This window comes from Nocardia sp. NBC_00565 (assembly GCF_036345915.1).
GTDB lineage: Bacteria > Actinomycetota > Actinomycetes > Mycobacteriales > Mycobacteriaceae > Nocardia.
In genome coordinates this window covers 5,295,957-5,318,574 of sequence record NZ_CP107785.1, presented here as the reverse complement: position 1 = coordinate 5,318,574, position 22,618 = coordinate 5,295,957, and the positions used below count along the sequence as shown (strand labels likewise).

Below are 22,618 nucleotides of genomic sequence, written 5' to 3'. Positions count from 1 at the left end.
CCGCATAGGGGCAGCGCAGTGAGCGAAATCGCCAAGGACGAACTCGCGGCGAAGGAACCAGTGCGGATTCCCGGTGGGATCGCGACGGCCGTCGGGTCATGGCCGGGTACGGATCCGCGTGAGGCCGCGGCGACCGTCATCGGCGAGCTGCCGCATCTGCCGCATCTGGTCGAATTGCCCGGGCGCGGTGCGGGTTCGGACATGATCGGGCGCGTCTCGGCGCTGCTGGTCGATATGCGATTCGACACCACGACCCGGGGTTACCGGCTGGCGCCCCGGCCGGGTGCGGTCTCGCGACGCGCTCGCGATCTGCTCAGGGCTGACCTCGACGCGCTCGAAGAAGCTTGGGAGACAGCAGGTTTGGCTGGTCGCACGGTCAAACTGCAGACCGCCGGTCCGCTGACCCTGGCGGCCCAGCTCGAACTCCCCGGCGGTCACCGCGTACTCACCGATTCCGGTGCGGTGCGCGATGTTTCGGCATCCCTCGCCGAGGGCCTGGCCGAGCATGCGAGTGCGGTGCGCAAACGCCTCGGTGCGGAAGTCGTTCTGCAACTGGACGAACCGTCGCTGACCGATGTGCTGAACGGTTCGCTACGCGGCGTCAGCCTGCTCGATACGGTTCGTGCGGTGCCCGAACCGGAGGCGCTCGCGGTCCTGGACGCGGTGATCACCGCCCAATCCGCCCCCGTGCTGGTGCACAGCTGCGCCGATTCGCCCGCGCTGTCGTTTCTGCGGGGGAGCGCGGCCGCCGCGATCGGTTTCGATCTGGCCACCATCGCCACCGGCAACCTGGACGATATCGGTGAAATCCTCGACGCCGGAAAGCAAGTGGTACTCGGCCTGGTGCCGACCACACCGCCGGTCAAACCCCCGACCTGGCGCGATATCGCCGAGCCCGGTGTCCGCCTGGTCGATCGCCTCGGTCTGCGTCGATCGACCCTCGCCTCCCAGGTCTTGGTCGCCCCGGCGTGCGGCCTGGCCGGTGCTCCGCTGGAATGGGCTCGGCAAGCCCTGCGCCTGTCCACCGAAGTAGCCCGCGCCTACGCCGAAGAACCCGAATCGCTCGACTTCTCCTGAACCTCGGACGGTGTCGCCGCCGTTCGAGAATTGCTCACCGTGTCCGACTGGACGCGGGGCACGACTCCAAGCCACAAGCGCGGCGGCGACCGCGACTGGTATCCGTGCGATCAACGGGCAACGCATCTCGGTCCGGATCCGCTGCCGGTTTGTCGGCCGCGACGTGCGGGAATGTGGCGGTTTTCTGTCGGTGGGCTCGACTAGTGTGCGTTGGGTGAGTGACAGCGACATTGCGGCGGGCCCGGCCACGGCGGAGCAGCGGGTGGAGTGGCAGCGGCTTGCGGACGAGGTTCGGGAGCACCAGTTCCGGTACTACGTACGGGACGCGCCGATCATCTCCGACGGGGAGTTCGACAAGCTGCTGGGGCAACTGCAGGCTCTGGAAGAGGCGCATCCCGATCTGCGCACGCCCGATTCGCCCACGCAACTGGTCGGTGGCGGGTTCGCGACGGATTTCACCGCCGTGGACCACCTGGAGCGGATGCTGTCGCTGGACAATGTGTTCGACTTCGACGAGCTGCGCACCTGGGCGAGTCGGGTGGAGGCCGAGACCGGGTCGAATCTGCACTATCTGTGCGAAGTGAAGATCGACGGTGTCGCGCTGAACCTGGTCTACGAGAACGGGCGGCTGGTACGCGGCGCGACGCGCGGCGACGGACGCACCGGTGAGGATGTCACGCTCAACGCCCGCACTATCGAGGACATCCCCGGCGAGCTCACCCCGACCGACGAGTTCCCGGTCCCGGAACTGCTGGAGGTACGCGGTGAGGTGTATTTCCGGCTGGAGGACTTCGAGACGCTCAACGCCGCGATCGTGGCCGAGGGCAAGCCGCCGTACGCGAATCCGCGCAATACCGCGGCGGGCTCGCTGCGGCAGAAGGATCCGGCGGTCACCGCGCGACGTCGGCTGCGGATGATCTGCCACGGCTTCGGGCGCATCGAGGGATACACCCCGACTTCGCAGCACGAGGCCTACCGCGCGCTGGCCGCATGGGGTCTGCCGGTCTCCGAGCACACCAAACTGGTACAGGGCATCGACGCGGTGATCGAGCGCGTCGAATATTGGGGCGAGCACCGCCACGATATCGAGCACGAGATCGACGGTCAGGTCATCAAGGTCGACGAGATGGCGCTGCAGCGGCGTCTCGGGTCTACCTCGCGTGCGCCGCGCTGGGCGATCGCCTACAAATATCCGCCGGAGGAGGCGACCACCAAGCTGCTCGGCATCGAGGTGAACGTCGGCCGCACCGGCCGGGTCACCCCGTTCGCGGTGATGGAGCCGGTCTCCATCGCGGGTTCCACCGTCGCGCGCGCCACGCTGCACAACGCCTCCGAGGTGAAGCGCAAGGGTGTGCTGATCGGCGATACCGTCACCATCCGCAAGGCGGGCGATGTCATCCCCGAGGTGCTCGGTCCGGTAGTGGACGCGCGCACCGGCGACGAGCGCGAGTTCGTGATGCCGACGCAGTGTCCCGAATGCGATGCGGAGCTGGCGCCGGAGAAGGAGAGCGACGTCGATATCCGCTGTCCCAATGGGCAATTCTGCCCGGGGCAGCGGCGCGAGCGGCTGTTCTACATCGCGAGCCGTCGCGTCTTCGATATCGAGGCGCTCGGCTACGAGGGTGCGGTGGACCTGCTGCGTTCGGGCGCGATCACCGATGAGGGCGATCTGTTCGACCTCGACGAGGCCCGGCTGCTGACCACTTCGCTGTACGCGAATATGGACGGCACGCTGTCGGCAAACGGCAAACGACTGCTGGAGAACCTGCGAGCTGCCAAGGACCGCCCGCTGTGGCGAGCGCTGGTCGGCCTGTCCGTCCGGCACGTCGGTCCGACCGCCGCGCGCGCGCTCGCCGCGGAATTCGCCAGTATGGACCGCATCGAGCAAGCCTCGGCCGAGGAACTCGGCGCCGCCGACGGGGTCGGTCCGACCATCGCGAACGCGGTAGTGGACTGGTTCACCGTCGACTGGCATCGCGCGATCGTCGACAAGTGGCGCGCCGCGGGTGTGCGGATGGCCGATGAACGCGACGCATCCATCGAGCGCACACTCGAGGGGCTGTCGATCGTGGTTACCGGTTCGCTGGAAGGGTTTTCGCGCGACGGCGCGAAGGAGGCGATCCTGGTGCGCGGTGGTAAGGCCGCGGGATCGGTCTCGAAGAAGACCGCGTTCGTGGTGATCGGTGATTCGCCGGGGTCCAAGGCCGCCAAGGCGGAGGAACTCGGTGTGCCGATCCTCGACGAGGACGGCTTCCGGAAGCTGCTGACGCAGGGCCCGGCGGCGGTGACGCCGGAGCCGGCGGAGGCGGAGGCCGAAGCCGAGGAGTAGCGGGATCGGCCAGCTCGTGCGCCCAGAGTGAACATTCCTTGACCTCAACCTGGCTTCAGGTATGAGGATCGGGTGATAGGCGACTATCAGGAGTTCACCATGGTTTACCGTGCTACCGCTTTGATCACCGGCGCTTCGGCGGGATTCGGTCTGGCACTCACGCGTTCGCTGGTCGGGCGCGGCTGGCGGGTGATCGGCACCGCCCGCCGCGCCGACCGGCTCGACCGGGTGCGCACCGAACTCGGTGACGCGCTGCGCACGCTGCCCGGCGATATCACCGACCCGCGCCATCGCGCGGAACTGGCCGAAATCGCCAGCGGCATCGGCCATCTCGACCTCGTCGTAAACAACGCCAGCCGACTCGGGCCCAGTCCGATGCCGCGCTTGGCGAACTATCCGCTCGACGAACTCGAGCTGGTGTACCGGACCAATGTCATCGCCCCGCTCGCGGTGCTGCAGTTCGCGCTGCCGCTGCTCGGCGTGGACGGCGTCGCGGTGAACATCAGCTCGGACGCGGGTGCCGAACCATACCCGGATTGGGGCGGCTACGGCTCCTCGAAGGCGGCCCTCGATCAGCTCACCGCGATCCTGGCCGCCGAGCATCCGGAGACGTCGATCTACGCCTTCGATCCCGGCGATATGCGCACCGAAATGCATCAGGCGGCGTTTCCGGGCGACGATATCTCCGATCGCCCCGAGCCGGAGACCGTGGTGCCCGCGCTCTTGCGACTGATCGAGGAGCGGCCGAAGAACGGCCGCTACACCGCGGCGGATTTCGCCACGGAGGTCCTCCGATGAGCGCAGGATCGCGAAGCGATTCGATGAGGGGTGGTGGCCGGGTGACGGGTGGGCCGACAGCGCTCGACGAATGGCCCGACGTCCTGCCGCCGGAGCGCAATGCCATCGCCCCGCCGGAGGCGCGCGGTCTGGCGCGCGACGAAGTCCGGATGCTGGTCTCGGCGGATCGACTCACCCACACCAGATTTCGCGAGCTGCCGCATCAGCTGCGCGCGGGTGACCTTGTGGTGGTGAACAATTCGGCGACCCTGGCCGCGGCGGTCGACGGCACCCTCGAGGGTGCGCCGGTCGTCCTCCATTTGTCCACCTGGCTCAATGCGTCCGTCGACGCGGCCGTGCCGGAATCGGCGGCCAGCGGCCTACCGGACACCTTCGGCGGCTGCGATGGACTCTGGGTGGTGGAGGTGCGCACCCGCGAACGCACACCCTATCCGCGTGATCTGCACGCGGGCAACGAGATACAGCTGCCCGACGGCGCCACCGCCATCCTGCGCGAACCATGGCTATCGGGCGCGCGCCGCCTGTGGATCGCGGAACTGAGCGCCGACCCCACTTGGCTGCTGGCGACCCACGGCTATCCGATCACCTATTCGTATGTGCCGCAACGCTGGTCGTCGTCGTACTACACGACCGTCTTCGGTCGAATTCCCGGCAGCGCCGAAATGCCCAGCGCAGCACGACCGTTCACGCAACAGCTGGTGCTCGATCTGGTGACTTCCGGCGTCGCGGTCGCGCCGATCACCCTGCATACCGGGGTCTCCTCGCCCGAGGCGGGCGAACCACCCAGCCCGGAGCGTTTCGCGATACCGGCGTCGACGGCGCGTCTGGTGAACGACACCAGGGTGGCGGGCGGCCGGATCATCGCGGTCGGCACCACGGTCACCAGAGCGCTGGAGACCACCGCCGATCACGCTGGAATCGTGCACCCGGCGCGTGGCTGGACCGAACTGGTTCTCGGCCCGCACCGTCCGGCCCGAGTGGTCGACGCCATCATCACCGGCTGGCACGCTCCCGGCGCATCACACCTGGATCTACTCGTCGCGGTCGCGGGCGAAGCCACCGTGCACGAGGCCTACGCAACCGCCCTCGACACCGGCTATCTCTGGCACGAGTTCGGCGATAGCGCGTTACTGTTCGGACCCGGTATCAGGAGGGCGTGATGGTCACGGTCGAGTCGAGCTGACCGCTGATCGTGATGCGGCCGCACTGACCGTTGCTCAGATCGAGGTGGTTGGTCTTGGTCTTGGTCTTGCCCGTCTTGATGGTGGTGTCGACGATGACCTCGACCCGGCCCACCGAGCACACCTTCACGAGCGCGGGGGCGCCGGTGAAGCTGTAGCTGCCACCACCCTGACAAGTGTTGGTCTCATCGTGGAAGAAGATCCGGGCCGTGCCGTCCGGGCAGGGCGCTTCGGCGGCGGCCTGCGGCGGGCCCAGGACGACCAGCGGGCCGAGAGCGAGAGCGGCCGCGACGGAGCTGCGGGCCACAAGACGACGAACCGTCAGTTCCATCGTTAAACCATCCTCATCGAAAAACATGTTCAGCGCATGCCAGCGGGTAGCCGGTGCGCCAGCATGATAACGCGTGACGTGCGCATTTGTCCGGCCGAAGCCCCGTGGGCGGGGTCTGTCCCGGCTCCCGATGCGCGTGTCGGTGTCGCGGCCGGATCGGGGAACCGACAGGATGGCGGGATGCTGCGCAGTTTTCAGGTGACGAATCACAGATCGCTGGCCGAACGGCAGGACTTGCGATTGAGCCGGGGGAGTGGACCGGTGGCGGTGCCGGTGACGGCGGTGCACGGGGCGAGTGGCGCGGGCAAGACGAGCCTGATCGATGCGCTGGACCAGATGCGCGACGCGGTGCTGAATTCGGTGACCGGCTGGGATCCGTACGCGGGTCCGGTGCGCGCGCCGCATCGCGGATTCCCGGATCGCCCTTCGGAATTCATGGCGAGCTTCGTCGCGGAGGGCGTTCCGTATACCTACGGGTTCCGGTTGGACAACGCGGATGTGACCGCGGAGTGGCTCTACACGCATCCGCGCTCGCGCAAGCGAATCGTGTTCGAGCGCAACGGCGAGCAGATCAAGATCGGCCCGATGTTCGAGGCCGCGCGCTACGGCATTGCGGCGTTGCTGCCGCTGGTGCGCCCGAATGCGTTGCTGCTCAGCCTCGCCGGGCAGATGTACGCCGAGGCGCTGGTACCCGCGTATCGGTGGTTCTCCTCGATGCTCGAGGTGCAGCACGGCGCGGCCGATGCGACGGCGGTCGCGCATCGGCTCGGCAGTCACCTGTCCGCGTCCCCGGATCACGCGGTGCGGCTGCTCATGCTGCTGCGCACGGCCGAACTCGGCATCACCGATCTGCTGATCGCCGAACCCGATCCGATGTACGCGGACTATCTGCGCGAACTCGACGCCGATATCGCGGGGACGGCCAAACAGGTGGAGCTGTGCGCCACCACGCCGGGGCACGCTGACCAGTTGCTGCGGGACAACGGCATCACCGAGGTCATGCTCGAGCGCGAGTTGAGCAATTTGCAGGCCGCCCGCGATGCCCTCTACACCCGAATGGTCGATCGCCGCGGCGTCGGCCTCGGGCTGGTGCACAGCGGCATCGACTCCGCCTTCGATATCGCCGACGAATCCACCGCGACCCTGTCGATGCTGCGCCTGCTGCCGACCATGCTGGACGCCCTCGACTCCGGCCGGGTACTCGCGATCGACGATATCGGCACCCACCTCCCGGTCGAGGAGACCGACCGCTTGATCCAGCTCTTCCAGAATCCGGAAACCAATTCCCATGGCGCCCAACTGATCTTCACCACCAACAACCGCGCCCTGATCGACCGCGCCAACGGTCGCTCGCAACGCACCCGCACCGCCGTCTGGCAGATCCGCCGCACCGAGCACGGAACCAGCGAGCTGGCGGCGCTGTAGCGCGGTCGGCGCTCAGTGATGGGGTGAGCACGGCCACGATGGTGGCGAGCGCTGGTGTGACGGGGCGGGCGCGGCAGTGATGTGCCCTGGTGGGTGGTGGAGTGATGAGGCAGACACGGCCGTGATGATGGTGGTGCTGAAGTGGTAGCGCGGCGGCGATGTTTTCGGCCGTGATGGTGATGGGCGCTGGAGCGTTGGGCCCGGCCATGAGTGGTGGGTGCTGGTGTGACGGGGCTGGCGCGGGAGTGGTGTGTCCGGCTGGTGGTGGGTGCTGGTGTGACGGGGCTGGCGCGGGAGTGGTGTGTCCGGCTGGTGGTGGGTGCTGGTGTGACGGGGCTGGCGCGGGAGTGGTGTGTCCGGCTGGTGGTGGGTGCTGGTGTGACGGGGCTGGCGCGGGAGTGGTGTGTCCGGCTGGTGGTGGGTGCTGGTGTGACGGGGCTGGCGCGGGAGTGGTGTGTCCGGCTGGTGGTGGGTGCTGGAGTGATGGGGCGAGCGGGAAGTGACGGGCGTGGGCGTGTTGGTGGTATGCGCTGATGTGACGGGGCGAGTGCTGCGGCGACGGGCACTGGCGCAGTAGCAATAGCATGGTGGGCATGGTGCAGTTCGCGATGCTGGTGATCATGGTCGGCGCGTTGGTGGCGATGGTCATGAAGTACCTCCGTGGGCGCAGCGGCTTCCGGTTGGCGAATCCGGAGGCGGGGACGCTGTACGTCACCGGTGTCAGCCCGCGCCCCGACGCGACCGGTGAGCAGTACGTGACGATCACCGGCAATTTGACCGGACCTTCGGTCCCCAGCACCGTGGTCTACGGCCGCTACGCCTGGAACGTCGACGACTGGCCGGCCATCGGCGACCTGATCCCCGTCATCTACCCGCCGGGCAAACCGGACCGCTGGCAGATCTCCCACCCCGGCGCCCGCCCAGGCCTCGGCGCCTGACCTGTTCGGCGAGTGGCCCATGACTGTGGCAAACGGCGACGGCGCAGTGGCGTGCTACTTCACGACATCGTCCGGTTCTGTTGCGGAGAGGATGCTGGGCGGTGAGAGGATTCCGGTATGGATACGAAGGACTCCGAACTCGTCATTCGGACCGCTCGACCGGACGAGTACGGCGCTGTCGGTGACCTGACGGTCGCGGTCTATGTCGGCGAGGGGTATGTGCGCGCCGGCAGTCCGTATGTGCAGGAGCTCGCCGATATCACGCATCGGGCGGGTGTGGCGCAGGTGCTGGTCGCCGTGCAGGGGGACCGGGTGGTCGGCACGCTGGCCGTCGCCCGGGCCGGTACGCCGTACGCCGAGATCGCTCGGCCGGGTGAGCTGGAGTTCCGGATGCTCGCCGTCTCGAAGTCGGCGCGCGGTCTCGGTGCCGGAACGGCGTTGGTGCGCAATGTGATCGAGATGGCGCGAGCCGAATCCCTTGACGCCGTGGTGCTCACCACCATGCCCGCCATGGTCGATGCGCGCCGGATCTACGACCGATTCGGTTTCGTCCCTGCGCTGCATCGGGATTGGATAACCGAGGCCGGTGAGTGGCTGACCGTGCTGCGCCTGGATCTCACCGCCTGATCGGTCGCGAGCCCCGCCCAGTCGCACTCAGCCCAAAACCCCGGCGACGATGCCCGCGAGGTAGCCGAGTCGCGCGACCTCGGAGGGCCGGAAATCGGGTCCACCGGGGCGTCCGAGCAACAGCACCTTGCCGGTGTTGCCGAGCGGCGCGGCGGCCAGCTTGGTGTCCATATCGCGCCAGATCTGCGGCACCCAATCGGCCTCGGGATCGAGGACGGCGGGCTTCTCCAGTGGCATCCACGGCGCCGAACCCGCTTGTGTCTCCGGCGCACTCTGGCTGCCGACGAGGCGGTGGGCACCCTGCGGGCCCATGCCGATGATGGTGCTCCAGCCGACCCGCAGTACCCGCGGCACCCCGTCGACGAGCACCTGCAGCCGGTCGTCGCGGGCGCTGGCGACCTGGTCGATCAGCTCGAGTTCGCGATGGGTGTCCAGCACGCCGGAGTACGGGCGGATGGAGTCCACGTGCACGTCGCCGATCGATTCGGCGGCGGTGATCAAGGTGTCGGGTAGCGCACCCTGCGGCACCTCGACGACGAGATCGTCGACCGCGAAACCCGCGCCCCGCTCGACCACATCGAGGGAGAGGATGTCGGCGCCGACAGAGCCCAGTGCGAGCGCGAGCGCACCGAGGCTTCCCGGTCGATCCGGAAGTTGCACGCGGAGCAGGTATGACACGCGCGTTCCTTTCCTTGGCGGCCGAGGCTCTGAACGGATACCCGGGTCTGGCAATACTTACACCCCTGAGTCCCGGTTATCGACTCGAAGTCCGGCCAGTGACGTACGCCACTGCGTGAATTCGTGTGGATGCGGCGTGTCACGCTAGCTGGTGGGGTGTGTCGTCGCACGCCCGGCTCCTGTGCAAGTGTTGTGGTGGGGAGTCGCTAGGCTGTTCGGTGGCCGTTCACCAAGCTCAACCATGCCGAAAGGGGTCCGCGGTGCCCGCCATCTCCCGCGACGAGGTCGCACACCTCGCCCGGCTGTCCAGGCTCGCCCTGTCCGAATCCGAACTGGATCAGTTCGCCGGTCAGTTGGATTCGATCCTGAGTCACGTGCGGACCATCTCCGAGGTCGCCGCCGCCGATGTGCCCGCGACCGCGTCGCCGAATCCGGCGACGAATGTGACGCGTCCGGACGAGGTCGTCCCGTGCCTCACCCCGGAGGAGGCCCTGTCGGGCGCTCCTGCGGTCGAAGAGCAGCGGTTCCTGGTTCCGCAGATCCTGGGAGAAGGCGAATGACCGACCTGACCGCGTTGTCGGCCGCCGAACTGGCGGACAAGATCCATGGCCGCGAGGTGACCTCGGTGGAGGTCACCCGGGCGCATCTGGATCGGATCGCCGCGGTCGACGGCGAGTACCACGCGTTCCTGCATGTGGCCGGAAACGAGGCGCTCAGCGCGGCCGCCGCGGTGGATTCCGCACTGGCCGCAGGCGACGGGCCCGCCTCGCCGCTGGCGGGAGTTCCGTTGGCGCTCAAGGATGTTTTCACCACCACCGATATGCCGACCACCTGCGCATCGAAGATTCTCGATGGCTGGGTCGCGCCGTACGACGCGACGCTCACCGCTCGGCTGCGCGCCGCGGGCATCCCGATCCTCGGCAAGACCAATATGGACGAGTTCGCGATGGGCTCCTCCACTGAGAACTCGGCCTACGGTCCGACCCGGAATCCGTGGGATACCACCAGGATTCCGGGCGGTTCGGGCGGTGGCTCGGCGGCCGCGCTGGCCTCGCACCAGGCGCCGCTGGCGATCGGCACCGATACCGGTGGGTCGATTCGCCAGCCCGCGGCGGTGACCGCGACCGTCGGCACCAAACCGACCTACGGGACCGTCTCCCGGTTCGGCCTGGTCGCGTGCGCGTCGTCGCTGGATCAGGGCGGCCCGTGCGGTCGTACCGTGCTCGATACCGCGCTGCTGCACGAGGTGGTCGCCGGATACGATCCGCGCGACTCCACCTCCCGCAATGTGCCGGTGCCGCCGGTGGTCGCCGCCGCGCGCGAAGGTGCCAAGGGTGATCTGAGCGGCGTGAAAATCGGTGTGGTGAAGGAACTTCACTCCGACAGCTACCAGCCGGGTGTCATCGCGTCGTTCGACGCGGCGGTCGGTGTGCTGAAGGATTTGGGCGCCGAGGTGGTCGAAGTGTCTTGTCCGCACTTCGAATACGCGCTGGCCTCCTACTACCTGATCCTGCCGAGCGAGGTGTCCTCGAATCTGGCGCGCTTCGACGCCATGCGCTATGGACTGCGCGTCGCCGACGACGGTAACCACAGCGCGGAGCAGGTCATGGCGGCCACCCGTGCGGCCGGATTCGGCCCGGAGGTCAAGCGCCGCATCATGATCGGCACCTACGCGCTGTCGGCCGGTTACTATGACGCCTACTACGGCCAGGCGCTCAAGGTGCGCACGCTGATCGCGCGCGATTTCGACAAGGCTTACGAGCAGGTCGATGTGCTGGTCTCGCCGACCAGTCCGTTCACCCCGTGGAAGCTGGGGGAGAAGGTCGACGATCCGCTGGCCATGTACCTGTCGGACCTGTGCACGCTGCCGACGAACCTGGCCGGGCATCCGGCCATGTCGGTGCCGTCGGGGCTGAGCAAGGACGACGGGATGCCGGTGGGGCTGCAGATCATGGCGCCCGCATTGGCCGATGATCGGTTGTACCGCGTCGGAGCGGCGTACGAGGCCGCGCGCGGGCCGATCGCCTGACGACACGGATTCCGAGAAGGAGTGTGGTTCAGATGATTCGGGCGGTGCACACCGGCGAAAGGCGTCGCCAGGTATATGCCGAGAACAATCTTGTATCCATCCGACGAGCTCATCCGAACCTTGACCAACGGATTGCTCGGCGGCCATGAGCAGTGGGGCTCGGTTCCTATGTTCTTCGGCTTCACGCTGGTGGGTCCAGATCAGATCGGCGTGATGCCGCACCCGATACCGCTGTCGGACGATACGCCGATGCAGGATGTGGCCACGTCGATCTTTTCTCGGGCTCCGCGTCAAACGCTGTGGGGGTTCGGATGCCACACGGTGGCCGAAACGGTGCTCATGCGGACCGCTGACGCGCGAGGAAATCTCTGGACGTCCGAATGGTCCGATGACCGCCCGGACGAGATTACGGAGACCTTCCGACCGGCCGACTGCGGTGTACCCGACGAGCCGATCGAAAGGGAACTCTGGGTCGCGGCTATAGCTCTGGCGGCGCTCTGAAACCTGCCACCGCCGCTCTGGTCGCTCCAGGAGGTAGTTCCGGAGCGGGTGCCGCTCGAGTGAACCGCGTCCGTATACCGCGGCATGAGGCTCGATCGCGTTGCTACAGTGAGTGATTCGACCCGGCGGTGACCACGTTCCAGGCTTCCGACGCTCATAGCGCCGGCGCTTCGGTATCGTCGACACGGATCGGCTGTACGTCGATCACCTTGGGTGCATCCACGTCGAACGAGTCCGGCCAACCGTCCGCATCCACCTCGCAGAGCGTTCCATCCGCCAGGTGGACCTTCGGCTGACTGTCCACCGGCGCAAGCGACAACTTGTGGTCGGTATCCGCGTTGAAGAGCGCAAGCAATGCTCGCACCGATGGGGCGAGTTCGCCGTTCGGCTGGAGCGGGGTCAGCTCGGACATTGCGCTTACTCTCCCGAAGCCGTTGTAGGAAAGTCTGTTACGCACAGCAGTGCGGCCCAGTAGTCGCCTCGAAGCGCGTCCCACAGATCGAGGTGGCCGGGGAACGCCTCGCGGACCGCGGCGAGATCCAGCGGTGGCGTGTCATCGAACAGCACCAAGCCCGGCGCAGCCGCAGGCAACAGTTCCTTGCTGGGCCACCGATAGGCGGGGGAGGCGTCGGTGCGATTCTGGACACGCAGAATGCGGGCACCGCTGTGTATCAGTTGCCAGGTGGCGACCTTTCGGCCGTCGGGGGATTCGGTGGTACGCAACCGATCTCGGCGCATCACTGCCCCTCGCGGTTGGTACGCCCGACGCCAGGGGACTCGACACCGCGGCATCGGGACGATATGGCGGGCGTGGACTGGTCTGCCCACTCGCGGACAGCGTCGGCGAAGCGCTCGACCACAGCGGCCGGTGCCCCGAGGTAGGCGCGCGGTGGTCCGATCAGCGGGTCTCGATGTGGCAGGGCGTCCACGGTTCACCTCTGGATGGTCGGTGGGACTGGTTCAACGCTTCCGCAGCGCGCAGCAGGTCGTGAACTTCGCAGATTGAGGCTGAAGGCAGGAAAGAGCCAGACGGCAGCCGGGAAAGTCATCGAGGTGTCCCCGCAGACGATTGGCCGCATGGAAGACGGACAGCCGACGAAACTGTCCAGGCTCTACGTCAACGCCCTGTGTGATGAGTACGCTGCGACCGCCGATGAACGGCAGACATTGCTGATGCTGGCCGCTGAGGTGGAGGAGGCTCGGCGGGCGGGCGGCGGCTGGTGGCGAACATATCCGGTCGAACCGAAGTTCGATCACTACCTGGGCTTGGAGGAAGCCGCACGCCGACTGACAACGTTCCAGCTCACACTCTTGCCGGGACTCTTGCAGACTCCTGAGTATCGGCGAGACATGATCTGGGTGGCGAACCCTGGGATACCACCCGCAGATGTTGAACGACGCATCGAACTCGCTACCAGACGCCAAGCACGACTGAACGAAGATCCGAAAGACTTCCAGATCGACGTAATGTTGTCGGAGGCTGTGCTGCGTCATCAGGTCGGCGGTCCCGGCGTCATGGCGGGACAACTACAACGTCTTGCCGAGATCAGCGACTACCCCAACCTCTCGATCCGGGTCATTCCGCTTCGGGTTGGTAGCTACATCGGTCTACAGGTCGGCTCGTTTGTGCTGCTCGAGTTCCCGCCCCTTCCGACCTCCCGGATGATCGAGCCGCCCGTGGTCTACGTCGAGGAGTACGCAGGGCATCTGTACCTCGAGAATGGCAGCGAGATCGAGAAATACCGCGAAGCGGCGAGCAACATCCGGCGTGTAGCGTTGGGTGAAAGCGAGACCAGAGCACTGTTTCTGGAGATAGCGGAGGAGTTCGAGAGTGATCGCTGACCTGTCTGGAGCGAGTTGGTTCAAGAGCAGTCGGTCTGCGAACGCGGACGCATGCGTGGAGGTGGCGCATCTCGATGAGGGCATGGTCGGGGTTCGTGACTCCAAGAACCCGAGCGGTCCGGCGCTGGTCTTCACGCCCGGCGAGTGGGACGCCTTCACCGCAGGTGTCAATGATGGTGAGTTCGATCGGCCGTAGGTGCGAGGGATCAGCGAAACCCCCGGCACGCCGGGGGTTTCGTCATTTCAGCACCGTGGTCGCCGATCGGACGGTGCGTGCATCGTCTCCGGTCCGTGCGATGCGCCCTCCTTCTGCGCACCGGTTGCGGTACGGCGGCCGCGTATCAGTTGGCGCGCAGGGATTCGGCTTGCTTCTGGATGCCTTCGGTCATGCCCGCGAAGCCGTTCTTCAAGTTCTTGCCGAGCAGGGCGGCCACCACCGGCTGGAGCCAGCCCGCGAGTTCGAAGTGGGATTCGTAGCGGGTGCGGTCGGGGGTGAGTGCGGTGACCTTGTGGGAGCGCAGGCTGTGTAGGGCACCAACGGGGGTTGGCTTCATCGAGTAGCTGAATTCGGTGCCCGGGGTGTGTGAGCGGATCCATTCGCGCTGGCGGCGCGTGCTGGAACCGGAGGTCTTGACCAGCATGTCGATCGGTTCGCCGGGGACGAGCGTGCTGCTGGCTTCGACACAGAAGGGGTTCCACTCGCCGTAGCGGGGGAAGTCGGTGATCACCTGCCACACCAGTTCGGCGGGGGCGTCGATCTCGACGGTGGCATCGATGACTAAGGACATGGCTAGCAAACTAAGACATGTTCCAGTACTGATCAAGGTCCGCGCCCGCTCAGCAGGAAGCCAGGGCGGTGCCCTGGTCGGTGCCGTAGCGGTGGCCGTGACCGGGCGGCGCGTTCAGCGCGGCCAGCAGATCGGCGCTGGTCTGCAGGAAGCTGACTACCGGAAGCCACTGCGGGACAGGGGCGTCCACTCGAACATCGCGGAGTTCGGGGGCGCGCCACAGCAGCGACGGTGACCAATGGACCACCGGGTCGGAGCTGTTGGCCAACACCGTCGCGCCCGCCCGATGGACCTGACCGGCGGGCGGCCCGGCCCAGAGGGTGGCGCAGGTGCGGCGGTCCTGGTCGGCGTCGTCGGCGAAGATCGAGCTGCCGCCGAGCGCGCCGAGGCTCTGCCCGTAGACGTAGAGCCCAGGCTTGTGGTCGAGCGTGCTGATCCGCTGCTCCACGGCGGTGAACAGTGCCCGCGCGTAGGCGATCGCCTCGTCGCGGCCGAAGAGGAACGTCACCCAGCTGGGTGCATAGGAGTACTGCGTGCCGACCACTGCGACGTCGCCGCCGAAGCGTTCGTAGAAACCGCGAACCGCGTTCGCATCGATCCACCCCGACCCGGTCGGCACCGCGACGACGATATTCGACCGGTACAGCCCGCCGGAGCGCTCCAATTCCCGAATTGCCAGGGCCACACGGGAATCCAGGTCGGGTGCGGAGTCGAGGCCGACATAGACCCGGACCGGTCCGGCGGGCGATCCGGTGACGAACTTGCGCCCCTCCGCGCCCAACGACGCCCAGCTGATCGCCGATTCGGCACTCCCGGATCGGAGATACGAAACCGGTTGCACCAGTTCGGGATCGATCGTCGCGTTGGCGGTCGCATAGGCACTGCGCCGCCAGTCCACGACGGTAGGCACGCCGACGAGGTACAGCACCGATGCCCCCAGCGCCGCCACCGCGATGCCGCGAGCCCAACCCAGCTTCCGCGCGACCCATCCAGTGGCACTGGCGATTCCGACCGATGCGCCGACGATCAACACGGATACCAGGACCCAGCGCAACCAATACCCCGGACCGATGAGCGCCGTGCCCATCGCCGTGCGCAACTCGTTCTGCCAATGATTCGCCTGCACGGCGATGCCGGCCACCACGAGCGAGGTCAGGCCGAGTAGCGGCCCACGGAACCGGTCCAGCAGTCGGATGTCCCAGCGCCGCAGGGTAAATCGAATAGCCCCCGCGATGCCGAGCGCAACGACGGCGAGCAGTCCAGTCAGGACGGCTTGGGCACCCGGCGTGCGCGGCAGCAAACCGGGCGTCAGCGACACAATGGTCCCGATCCCGATACCGAGCGTCGTGCCGATCCGCGGTCGCGTTGCGCGGTGAAATCCGTTGGCGGCAAGCGTCTTCCATCGACCGTCGCGAGGCGACCGAATGCTCGGGCCGAGGTCGGTCGGCGCGTTCGAGTCCCTGGCCGCATTACCCGGTGTCGCAGCCGGTCTGGTTGTCGTCAACGTGCTCACGGCTGCACCGTCACCACGCTGGAGGCTGTGTTGATGATTTGCTCGCTCATGCCGGAACCCCCACCACACCACCATGATTCGGACGGCCATGAGACGCAGCCCCGTCGACCCGCCGCCTGATGGACGGCCTAACGCCGGTCAGCGCCGCCAGCACCGCGCAAAGCCCGAGCGCACCGCCACCGATGAGCCGAGTCGGCCATCCGCCTCCGTTCCCGGAACTACTTGTGCCGCTCATGGATTCGGTGACCGGTACACCGTAGTCCTGCCGCCGCGAGTTCAAATCGACGAACGCACTCGCGATACTCGCCATCGTGTTGCAGCGAGCACGCGAGAACGCATCGGCACGGGTCTCGCATGACTCGTGCATATGGGTGGCCAGCGTCGCGTCGAGGGCCTGTCTGGCCCATCCGCCCAGTGGCTGCCCTCGCTCGCCCGCGTAGCGCAGTAGGTCGTAGCCCAGATCGTGAGCCTTGCAGGCATGTTCGAACTCGCCGGGCAGTGTCACCGGCGAGGAGCAGTCCCCGTCGGGATTCACCAACAGCCCATCGACGACAGCGGGCTGATAACCGAAACGCACCGCGAAGTCGCCAGGAATCGCGGCGAGCGATCCCGGCCCGCCCGTAGTCAGGTCGAGGACCGCCGCACCGGCCGCGGCGTTCTCCAGCGGCTGATGCACGGTGGCGGCATGGGATGCGGGCGCCAATACAATGGTGGCCGCCATGGTGGTCAGCGCGGCCGCGGTCAGGGCGGCACAGCGCCGGTAGCCGGTACGTGAGATGGGTTGAGCTCTTGCATCGTGTGCGGCGGTCGCTGACCCGGCGTCGACCCGCCGCGCGGTGTTCGGTGTGCTCATGGTGCTCGACGCTATGAATCGACCCCGCCACATCACCTCACGCCGCGGAGGGTTTCCCCAGCCGTGCCGCCGGGTGATGAACGGCGCCTCCTCCCACTCCGGTACTGGTCCGGAATTCACCCGTGGGTATGAGGACCTGGGCCGTCGAGGTTCCTACTGTCGTAGCCATGAGGGAAAAACGTCGTGGCCGGATCATGGGGATGAACGCGCGGATGTGGTTCGACGCCTTCACCGTGCTGGTGGCGGTGATCTGCTACGCCGTCGCGTGGCCGACGCTGCACCTGACCCATGTGGTGCCGGTGGCGGTGCAGCCGTTCATCGCCGCGCTCGCCGCGTTCCCGATCCTGCTGATCCGGCTCAACCCGGCGCTGGGCTGGGCGATATCGGCGGGGTCGGCCCTGCTCATCGCGCTGGCCATCCCGCATCAGCCGCACAATGAGATCCCGATCCAGGTCGTGCACATCCTGTGCCTGTTCGCGCTGCTGTTCGCCGTGGCATTGCGCGCGCCGATCCCCATCGTCGCCGTGGCCTGGGGCGCGACCTCACTGCTGCTGGCCACCACGATGTCCGCCGACGGCGGCGACCTCTCGGGCTCCGCCTGGGCCTGGCCGATCTCCTTCGCCGCGGTCGTCCTGTTCGCGATGCTCGTGCGCTGGCTGGTCCAGTCGCGCAAGCAGTTGCTGGCCCAGGAAGAGGAGAACGAGCTGGAGCGGGCCCGTCGCGCCATCTTGGAGGAGAAGGCCCGCATCGCCCGCGACCTGCACGATGTCGTCGCCCACCACATGTCCCTCGTAGTGGTGCAGGCGCAGACCGCGCCGTATCGGGTCGAGGGCGTGACCCCGGCCGCCCGCGCGGAGTTCGAATCCATCGGCGCGACCGCCCGCGAGGCGCTCAACGAGATCCGCGGCATGCTCGGGGTGCTGCGCAGCGACGGCCAACTGCCCGAGCACGCGCCGCAACCGAAGGCCGCCGATGTGCTCGGCCTGTTCGAGGGCGCCCGCCGCGCCGGTGTGCGCATCGACTGGACCATCGACGGGTTGCTCGACCTCGTCCCGGACACGGTCGGCCTCGCGCTGTATCGGATCGTTCAGGAGTCGCTGTCCAACGCCTCCCGGCACGCGCCGGGCGCGCCGGTGCGGGTATCGATCGTGGTCGGCACCGACGCGCTGCACCTGAGCGTCGGCAACGACCTCAGCGCCACCATGGCCCGCCCGGTCGATAACGGCGGTCACGGCCTGGCCGGAATGCGAGCCCGCGCGCTGGCGGTCGGCGGCGAGGTGTCCGCGGGCCCCCGCGTAGACGGCGGCTTCGAGGTACAGGCACACCTGCCGATCGGCGCGGCCACGGTGAACGACCTCGCCCCGATGACCACTGGGGCGATCGGCTCGACCGAGGACATCTGAGCGATGCTCACTCGTGTATCTTGCCTATAGGGCAACTGATTTCGAAAGAACATGGGTAACTCATCGGGTACGGCCAGAACTTGTCGCGCACCCAACCGTCGGCCCGGTCATCAAGGTTCGAGGCACTTACGACCGGCAAAAGGCCCGGGGAGGCGGAGGAGCGCCGGTGGCTATAACCGTTCTGATCGCCGACGACCAGGCCATGGTGCGCCAGGGTTTCGGCGCACTGCTCGCCGCCCAATCCGATATCAGCGTGGTCGGTGACGCGCCCGACGGGAAGATCGCCGTCGCCGAGGCCAAGCGGCTGCGCCCGGATGTGGTGCTGATGGATGTGCGCATGCCGGAGATGAACGGACTCGATGCCGCGCGCGCCATCCTGGCCGCTGGATTCGACCCGCCGGTGCGGGTGCTCATGCTGACCACCTTCGATATCGACGATTACGTCTACGAGGCGCTGAGCATCGGCGCCAGCGGATTCCTGCTCAAGGACGCGCCCGCCGAGGAACTGGTGCGTGCGGTGCGCGTGGTCGCCGACGGCCAGGCGCTACTCGCCCCGACGGTCACCCGCCGATTGATCGCCGATGTCACCCGCCGCCGCACCGCGACCCGCGCCAAACCCGCGCCCGCGCTGGCAGCACTGACCCCGCGCGAACGCGAGGTGCTGGAACTGATCGCCAAGGGCATGTCCAATACCGAGATCGCCGATTCGCTGTACGTCGCCGAGCAGACCGTGAAAACCCATGTCTCCAAGGTGTTCTCGAAGCTGAACCTGCGTGACCGGGCGCAGGCGGTCGTACTCGCCTACGAATCCGGTCTGGTCACACCCGGCTAGCGCAGCGTCGGGCACTTTCCGCCGTTGAGATCGTCGAGGTGGCGCGAGAGCAGTCGGGCCAGGCGGTCGAGCAGCGCGGTCGCGTCCTCGAAGGTGCCCGAATCGGCTTGTGCGGCAAGCGCTACCGCGACACCGCCGGACCGCGTCGGCACCATGCCGAACTGGCGAACCGTGTAGACGCCGGTCTCGTCGTCGGGCCCCCAGCCGCCCTTGAACTCGGTGCCCTCGATGGTGCCCAGGCCCCAGCGCTGTTCCGGGGTGATCTGTTCCATCAGGCTGAGCACGGCGGCGGTCTCGGGCAGGCACGGTAACTGGGAGGCGAAGCGAACCTGGTTGGCCAGCGTCCATTCGGTCGCGCCGAAGGCCAGGTAGTCCATGCTGGTCTTCGGCCCGGCCACGTTGGTCAGCGCGTCACCGGCCTCGTCGATCACTTCCTGGACGGCCTGCGCGGCCTCCTCGCCGTCACCGAGCGACAGCCAGAGTGCCTCGGCCGCATCGTTATCGGAGACGGTGATCGCCTCGTGCGCGTAGTCGGCGACACCGACACCGTCCGGATCGTGCCGCAGCGCCGCGATGGCCAGCGGCACCTTGATGGTGGACCAGGCGATGCCGGTGGTCCAGTCGCCGAAGATGGTCATCCGGCCGCCGCCGACCGGCATGATCGCCATCCCGACCTGGCCGCCCAGGTTCGGCTGCAGCTGGGTGAAGTCGGCGGCCAGCGAGTCCGGGCGCGAGATCGACCAGCCGGGATGCCAGGATCCGGGTCGTTCGACGGGTAGCGTCGGCTCCTCCGGCGTGTTGTGTGTGCCGGGCAATATCGAGCAGGAGGTCAGCGTGAGCAACGCGGTCAGTGCCGCGCAGCGCAGCACCACCCGATAATTCACCATCGTTTTCTAGACCTCACCGCCGTGTCCTCCCCGCCACCACAACATGTCACCCGTTGTTCGGTCGGCGGTGCAAAACCATCCTCGTCACGCCCGCCCGGTCGGTGACCGGACGTGGGGCGGACAGCGCAGGATCATTACACACAGTGATCCGGTGCCGACGCCCTGTTGATAGTTTCGCCGATTTTCCCGGAGAATTCGAAACGGCGTGGCCAGCGGGCTACCCGGTAGGCTCACAACCGACGTAGTGACTGCTTGCAGGTCGCTCGAAATGGTCAGTAGTGACTGCTTGCAGGTCGCTCGAAACGGTCAGTAGTGACTGCTTGCAGGTCGCTCGAAACGGTCAGCGGCGACTGCTTGCAGGTCGCTGGAAAGATCTGTTTACGCGCTCGGACGACCGATGTCCGGTCGCCGCAGACACCTGAAGGGGGTCGCGTTGCTGAACAGCGGTGAGGTGTTCGCCGGGTTCACCGTGGAGCGGCTGCTCGGACAGGGCGGTATGGGCTCGGTATACCTGGCCAGACATCCCCGACTCGGTAAGCAGACGGCGCTGAAACTGCTGAATCGGGAGTTGTTCACCGACGCCGAGGTGCGCGCGCGCTTCGAGCGGGAGGCCGATCTGGCCGCGCATCTGGATCACCCGAATATCGTCGAGGTCTACGACCGCGGCACCGAGGACAACCAGCTGTGGATCTCCATGCAGTACATCGACGGCATCGACGCGGCGACCGTCGACCCGATGACGCTGCCACCGGAGCGGGCGGTGCAGATCATCGAGGGGGTCGCGGCGGCACTGGATTACGCGCACGGCATGGGTGTGCTGCATCGGGACGTGAAGCCGGCCAACTTCCTGCTGGCCCGCTCCAGCGGTGGCCAGGGGGAGCGGGTCTTCCTCACCGACTTCGGCATCGCCCGGCTGCGTGAGGATTCCACCCACCTGACCCAGACCGGGATGTTCAGCGCCACCCTGTCCTATGCCTCGCCGGAACAGATGACCGGCGCGAAGCTGGACAATCGCACCGATCAGTATTCGCTGGCGTGCGCGCTCTACTGGCTGTTCACCGGCATGGCCCCGTTCGACTCGCCCGATCCGAACGACATCATCCGCGGGCATCTGCAGCATGTCGCCGCACCGCTGGCGACCCGGCGGCAGGGCTTGAATCCGGCGCTGGATGCGGTGCTGGGCAAGGCGATGGCCAAGCGTCCCGAGCACCGGTACGCGACCTGCGCCGAATTCGCCGCCGCCGCCCGCAATGCATTGACCGCGCCGCCGGTCGCGACCGTGCAGGTGAATCCGGGCTTCCCCGCTCCCGGCTATCCGGGGCCGGCTGGTGTGGCGTATCCGGCCGGATCCGTGCCGCCCGCACCGGCGTTCAGCGCGCCTCCGGCGGATCAAGCCGCGTTCGCACCGGCGACACAGGCGGTCGCGCCCGCCGGATACGGTGCGCCGCAAGCCTATCCGGCGGCACCGGTCCAGCAGGCGGCCCCGACGCAGGGGCCACCGATGCAGGGTGGGTCACCGCAGGGGGCACCGATGCAGGCTCCGCTACCGCAGGGCACGGCGATGCAGGGTGGTCCGCCGCAGGCTCCGCTACCGCAGGGCACGGCGATGCAGGGTGGTCCGCCGCAGGCTCCGCTACCGCAGGGCACGGCGATGCAGGGTGGTCCGCCGCAGGCTCCGCTACCGCAGGGCACGGCGATGCAGGGTGGTCCGCCGCAGGCTCCGCTACCACAGGGCACGGCGATGCAGGGTGGCCCGACGCAGAGTCAACCACCGCAGAGTCAACCGCCACAGGGTCCGCCGAGCGCGGTCCCGCCGATGCCGCCGGGTTCGGTACCGCCCGCACCACCGTTCGGGCCGAATGCCGTTGTCCCGCATCCGATGCCGGAGCACGGCCGGAGCACGGCGGTCCTGCTCGGCTGGATCGCCGTCGGCATCGTGGTCGCGGTGTTCGCCGTGATGGGGACGCTCGTGGTCGTCGGCCGGGATTCGCAGGGCCCGGACAATGCCGCGGTGCCGCCGCCCGCCGCCACCGCGCCCTCCGCCACGGCGGCCGCCCCGGCCGATGCGATGGCGAAGAGCCGCAGGCTTTTCCCGAACCTGGTGCCACCGGGCAAGGACGACTCCGGCGAGGCCTATCAGGACGCGCAATGCTTCGCGTCGCAGGCCGGAGAGCCGTTGCGACTCAACGACGAACCGCTGAAGTCCAGTCCGTGGGTCAGTGCCTGGGAATGCGATCGTGAGTCGCAGACCACCTCGCAGATGAGTTACACGATCCTCGAATATGCCTCCGCCGCCGACGCGCGGGCCGTGGTTCAGTCACTGCCCGCCAATATCGCGACCGCGGATAAGAAGAGCGGAGTCCCGGTGACCACGCACCGGTGGGCCGTGGAGGACCCGCCGGGCCCGCTGCAGCCGTACTACCACACCGCCAAACTGGTGGTGAGCTTCGAATCCGATCCCGCCCGCGCGAATTTCCTGGTGTACGTGAGCAATCACGGCATGACCAGCGGCGTGCAGACGGTGCCGCCGACGCCGACGGCCCAGGACGCACTCACCGCGTGGTGGGATGCCGCGCCGCTGTAGGG

Annotated in this window: 24 protein-coding genes; 16 read left to right on the top strand and 8 right to left on the bottom strand. The window is 67.5% G+C overall.

Features of this window, described 5'->3' with window-relative positions; all coding sequences use genetic code 11:
• Positions 1–18 precede the first annotated feature (18 nt).
• From OG874_RS24910 to OG874_RS24895, 4 genes are all read left to right on the top strand, one after another.
• Complete coding sequence (locus OG874_RS24910) at positions 19–1,077, top strand: methionine synthase (protein ID WP_330249556.1); 1,059 nt, start codon at positions 19–21, stop codon at positions 1,075–1,077.
• 214 nt (positions 1,078–1,291) lie between these two features.
• Entirely contained in the window at positions 1,292–3,406 is a 2,115-nt protein-coding gene (ligA, locus tag OG874_RS24905) for an NAD-dependent DNA ligase LigA (protein WP_442943093.1), read from the top strand.
• A 99-nt stretch (positions 3,407–3,505) separates the two neighbouring features.
• Positions 3,506–4,204, top strand: coding sequence for an SDR family NAD(P)-dependent oxidoreductase (locus tag OG874_RS24900; RefSeq protein ID WP_330249555.1), 699 nt, complete (start codon positions 3,506–3,508; stop codon positions 4,202–4,204).
• Between the two features lie 23 nt (positions 4,205–4,227).
• Positions 4,228–5,364, top strand: a complete 1,137-nt coding sequence (locus tag OG874_RS24895; protein WP_442943424.1) for an S-adenosylmethionine:tRNA ribosyltransferase-isomerase — start codon at positions 4,228–4,230, stop codon at positions 5,362–5,364.
• On the opposite strand, the gene OG874_RS24890 is transcribed toward OG874_RS24895, so the two are convergent.
• Positions 5,351–5,716 (bottom strand): hypothetical protein, encoded by a 366-nt coding sequence (locus OG874_RS24890; RefSeq protein ID WP_330249553.1) that lies wholly within the window; start codon positions 5,714–5,716, stop codon positions 5,351–5,353. The genes OG874_RS24895 and OG874_RS24890 overlap by 14 nt on opposite strands.
• Positions 5,717–5,896: 180 nt before the next feature.
• On the opposite strand from OG874_RS24890, the gene OG874_RS24885 reads away from it, so the two are divergent.
• The 4 genes from OG874_RS24885 to OG874_RS24870 all read left to right on the top strand — a co-directional run bounded on the left by OG874_RS24885 (position 5,897) and on the right by OG874_RS24870 (position 8,706).
• A complete protein-coding gene (locus OG874_RS24885) occupies positions 5,897–7,141 on the top strand; it encodes an AAA family ATPase (protein ID WP_330249552.1) in 1,245 nt (414 codons plus the stop codon).
• 225 nt (positions 7,142–7,366) lie between these two features.
• Positions 7,367–7,675, top strand: a complete 309-nt coding sequence (locus OG874_RS24880) for a hypothetical protein (protein WP_330249551.1) — start codon at positions 7,367–7,369, stop codon at positions 7,673–7,675.
• Positions 7,676–7,734: 59 nt separating this feature from the next.
• Positions 7,735–8,079, top strand: a complete 345-nt coding sequence (locus tag OG874_RS24875) for a hypothetical protein (protein ID WP_330249550.1) — start codon at positions 7,735–7,737, stop codon at positions 8,077–8,079.
• Between the two features lie 117 nt (positions 8,080–8,196).
• Positions 8,197–8,706 (top strand): GNAT family N-acetyltransferase, encoded by a 510-nt coding sequence (locus OG874_RS24870; RefSeq protein WP_330249549.1) that lies wholly within the window; start codon positions 8,197–8,199, stop codon positions 8,704–8,706.
• A gap of 27 nt (positions 8,707–8,733) precedes the next feature.
• On the opposite strand, the gene OG874_RS24865 is transcribed toward OG874_RS24870, so the two are convergent.
• Positions 8,734–9,384 (bottom strand): amino acid-binding protein, encoded by a 651-nt coding sequence (locus OG874_RS24865; protein WP_330249548.1) that lies wholly within the window; start codon positions 9,382–9,384, stop codon positions 8,734–8,736.
• Positions 9,385–9,644: 260 nt separating this feature from the next.
• Between OG874_RS24865 and gatC the strand changes: the two genes are divergently transcribed.
• The 3 genes from gatC to OG874_RS24850 all read left to right on the top strand — a co-directional run bounded on the left by gatC (position 9,645) and on the right by OG874_RS24850 (position 11,914).
• Positions 9,645–9,944, top strand: a complete 300-nt coding sequence (gatC, locus tag OG874_RS24860; RefSeq protein ID WP_330249547.1) for an Asp-tRNA(Asn)/Glu-tRNA(Gln) amidotransferase subunit GatC — start codon at positions 9,645–9,647, stop codon at positions 9,942–9,944.
• Entirely contained in the window at positions 9,941–11,413 is a 1,473-nt protein-coding gene (gene gatA / locus OG874_RS24855) for an Asp-tRNA(Asn)/Glu-tRNA(Gln) amidotransferase subunit GatA (RefSeq protein WP_330249546.1), read from the top strand. Before gatC ends, gatA begins: the two co-directional genes overlap by 4 nt.
• 168 nt (positions 11,414–11,581) lie before the next feature.
• Positions 11,582–11,914, top strand: a complete 333-nt coding sequence (locus tag OG874_RS24850; protein ID WP_330249545.1) for a hypothetical protein — start codon at positions 11,582–11,584, stop codon at positions 11,912–11,914.
• Positions 11,915–12,068: 154 nt separating this feature from the next.
• Here OG874_RS24850 and OG874_RS24845 read toward each other — a convergent pair whose 3' ends face one another.
• Positions 12,069–12,326, bottom strand: a complete 258-nt coding sequence (locus OG874_RS24845; RefSeq protein ID WP_330249544.1) for a hypothetical protein — start codon at positions 12,324–12,326, stop codon at positions 12,069–12,071.
• A 5-nt stretch (positions 12,327–12,331) separates the two neighbouring features.
• On the bottom strand, positions 12,332–12,652 hold the full coding sequence (locus OG874_RS24840; protein ID WP_330249543.1) for a hypothetical protein: 321 nt from the start codon (positions 12,650–12,652) through the stop codon (positions 12,332–12,334).
• Positions 12,653–12,856: 204 nt separating this feature from the next.
• Here OG874_RS24840 and OG874_RS24835 point away from each other — a divergent pair, with 204 nt between their 5' ends.
• Together OG874_RS24835 and OG874_RS24830 are read left to right on the top strand one after the other, a co-directional pair.
• Positions 12,857–13,756: a helix-turn-helix domain-containing protein gene (locus OG874_RS24835; protein WP_330249542.1), complete on the top strand. Its 900-nt coding sequence runs from the start codon at positions 12,857–12,859 to the stop codon at positions 13,754–13,756.
• On the top strand, positions 13,746–13,952 hold the full coding sequence (locus OG874_RS24830) for a DUF397 domain-containing protein (protein ID WP_330249541.1): 207 nt from the start codon (positions 13,746–13,748) through the stop codon (positions 13,950–13,952). Before OG874_RS24835 ends, OG874_RS24830 begins: the two co-directional genes overlap by 11 nt.
• 145 nt (positions 13,953–14,097) lie before the next feature.
• Here the strand turns inward: OG874_RS24830 and OG874_RS24825 are convergent, their stop codons facing one another.
• From OG874_RS24825 to OG874_RS24815, 3 genes are read right to left on the bottom strand one after another with little or no spacing between them, the layout of a single operon-like run.
• Positions 14,098–14,544 (bottom strand): SRPBCC domain-containing protein, encoded by a 447-nt coding sequence (locus tag OG874_RS24825; RefSeq protein ID WP_330249540.1) that lies wholly within the window; start codon positions 14,542–14,544, stop codon positions 14,098–14,100.
• Between the two features lie 49 nt (positions 14,545–14,593).
• Positions 14,594–16,057: an alpha/beta-hydrolase family protein gene (locus OG874_RS24820; RefSeq protein ID WP_330249539.1), complete on the bottom strand. Its 1,464-nt coding sequence runs from the start codon at positions 16,055–16,057 to the stop codon at positions 14,594–14,596.
• Between the two features lie 46 nt (positions 16,058–16,103).
• Positions 16,104–16,910 (bottom strand): hypothetical protein, encoded by an 807-nt coding sequence (locus tag OG874_RS24815; RefSeq protein ID WP_330249538.1) that lies wholly within the window; start codon positions 16,908–16,910, stop codon positions 16,104–16,106.
• Between the two features lie 167 nt (positions 16,911–17,077).
• Here OG874_RS24815 and OG874_RS24810 point away from each other — a divergent pair, with 167 nt between their 5' ends.
• Both OG874_RS24810 and OG874_RS24805 read left to right on the top strand, forming a co-directional pair.
• Complete coding sequence (locus OG874_RS24810) at positions 17,078–18,313, top strand: sensor histidine kinase (RefSeq protein ID WP_442943092.1); 1,236 nt, start codon at positions 17,078–17,080, stop codon at positions 18,311–18,313.
• A 166-nt stretch (positions 18,314–18,479) separates the two neighbouring features.
• Entirely contained in the window at positions 18,480–19,145 is a 666-nt protein-coding gene (locus OG874_RS24805) for a response regulator transcription factor (RefSeq protein WP_330249537.1), read from the top strand.
• On the opposite strand, the gene OG874_RS24800 is transcribed toward OG874_RS24805, so the two are convergent.
• Positions 19,142–20,032: a hypothetical protein gene (locus OG874_RS24800; protein ID WP_330249536.1), complete on the bottom strand. Its 891-nt coding sequence runs from the start codon at positions 20,030–20,032 to the stop codon at positions 19,142–19,144. The genes OG874_RS24805 and OG874_RS24800 overlap by 4 nt on opposite strands.
• A 433-nt stretch (positions 20,033–20,465) precedes the next feature.
• Here OG874_RS24800 and OG874_RS24795 point away from each other — a divergent pair, with 433 nt between their 5' ends.
• A complete protein-coding gene (locus tag OG874_RS24795; RefSeq protein ID WP_330249535.1) occupies positions 20,466–22,616 on the top strand; it encodes a serine/threonine protein kinase in 2,151 nt (716 codons plus the stop codon).
• Positions 22,617–22,618: the final 2 nt, after the last annotated feature.

Excerpts from the sequence above, each read along its gene's own strand:
- OG874_RS24890 (WP_330249553.1), bottom strand. The coding sequence starts at position 5,716 with ATGGAACTGACGGTTCGTCGTCTTGTGGCCCGCAGCTCCGTCGCGGCC.
- OG874_RS24835 (WP_330249542.1), top strand. The coding sequence starts at position 12,857 with ATGGTCGGTGGGACTGGTTCAACGCTTCCGCAGCGCGCAGCAGGTCGT.
- OG874_RS24815 (WP_330249538.1), bottom strand. The coding sequence starts at position 16,910 with ATGAGCACACCGAACACCGCGCGGCGGGTCGACGCCGGGTCAGCGACC.
- OG874_RS24900 (WP_330249555.1), top strand. The coding sequence starts at position 3,506 with ATGGTTTACCGTGCTACCGCTTTGATCACCGGCGCTTCGGCGGGATTC.
- OG874_RS24825 (WP_330249540.1), bottom strand. The coding sequence starts at position 14,544 with ATGTCCTTAGTCATCGATGCCACCGTCGAGATCGACGCCCCCGCCGAA.
- OG874_RS24840 (WP_330249543.1), bottom strand. The coding sequence starts at position 12,652 with ATGCGCCGAGATCGGTTGCGTACCACCGAATCCCCCGACGGCCGAAAG.
- OG874_RS24875 (WP_330249550.1), top strand. The coding sequence starts at position 7,735 with ATGGTGCAGTTCGCGATGCTGGTGATCATGGTCGGCGCGTTGGTGGCG.
- OG874_RS24800 (WP_330249536.1), bottom strand. The coding sequence starts at position 20,032 with ATGGTGAATTATCGGGTGGTGCTGCGCTGCGCGGCACTGACCGCGTTG.
- OG874_RS24810 (WP_442943092.1), top strand. The coding sequence starts at position 17,078 with ATGAGGGAAAAACGTCGTGGCCGGATCATGGGGATGAACGCGCGGATG.
- OG874_RS24895 (WP_442943424.1), top strand. The coding sequence starts at position 4,228 with ATGAGGGGTGGTGGCCGGGTGACGGGTGGGCCGACAGCGCTCGACGAA.
- OG874_RS24850 (WP_330249545.1), top strand. The coding sequence starts at position 11,582 with ATGTTCTTCGGCTTCACGCTGGTGGGTCCAGATCAGATCGGCGTGATG.
- OG874_RS24845 (WP_330249544.1), bottom strand. The coding sequence starts at position 12,326 with ATGTCCGAGCTGACCCCGCTCCAGCCGAACGGCGAACTCGCCCCATCG.
- gatA (WP_330249546.1), top strand. The coding sequence starts at position 9,941 with ATGACCGACCTGACCGCGTTGTCGGCCGCCGAACTGGCGGACAAGATC.
- OG874_RS24885 (WP_330249552.1), top strand. The coding sequence starts at position 5,897 with ATGCTGCGCAGTTTTCAGGTGACGAATCACAGATCGCTGGCCGAACGG.
- OG874_RS24870 (WP_330249549.1), top strand. The coding sequence starts at position 8,197 with ATGGATACGAAGGACTCCGAACTCGTCATTCGGACCGCTCGACCGGAC.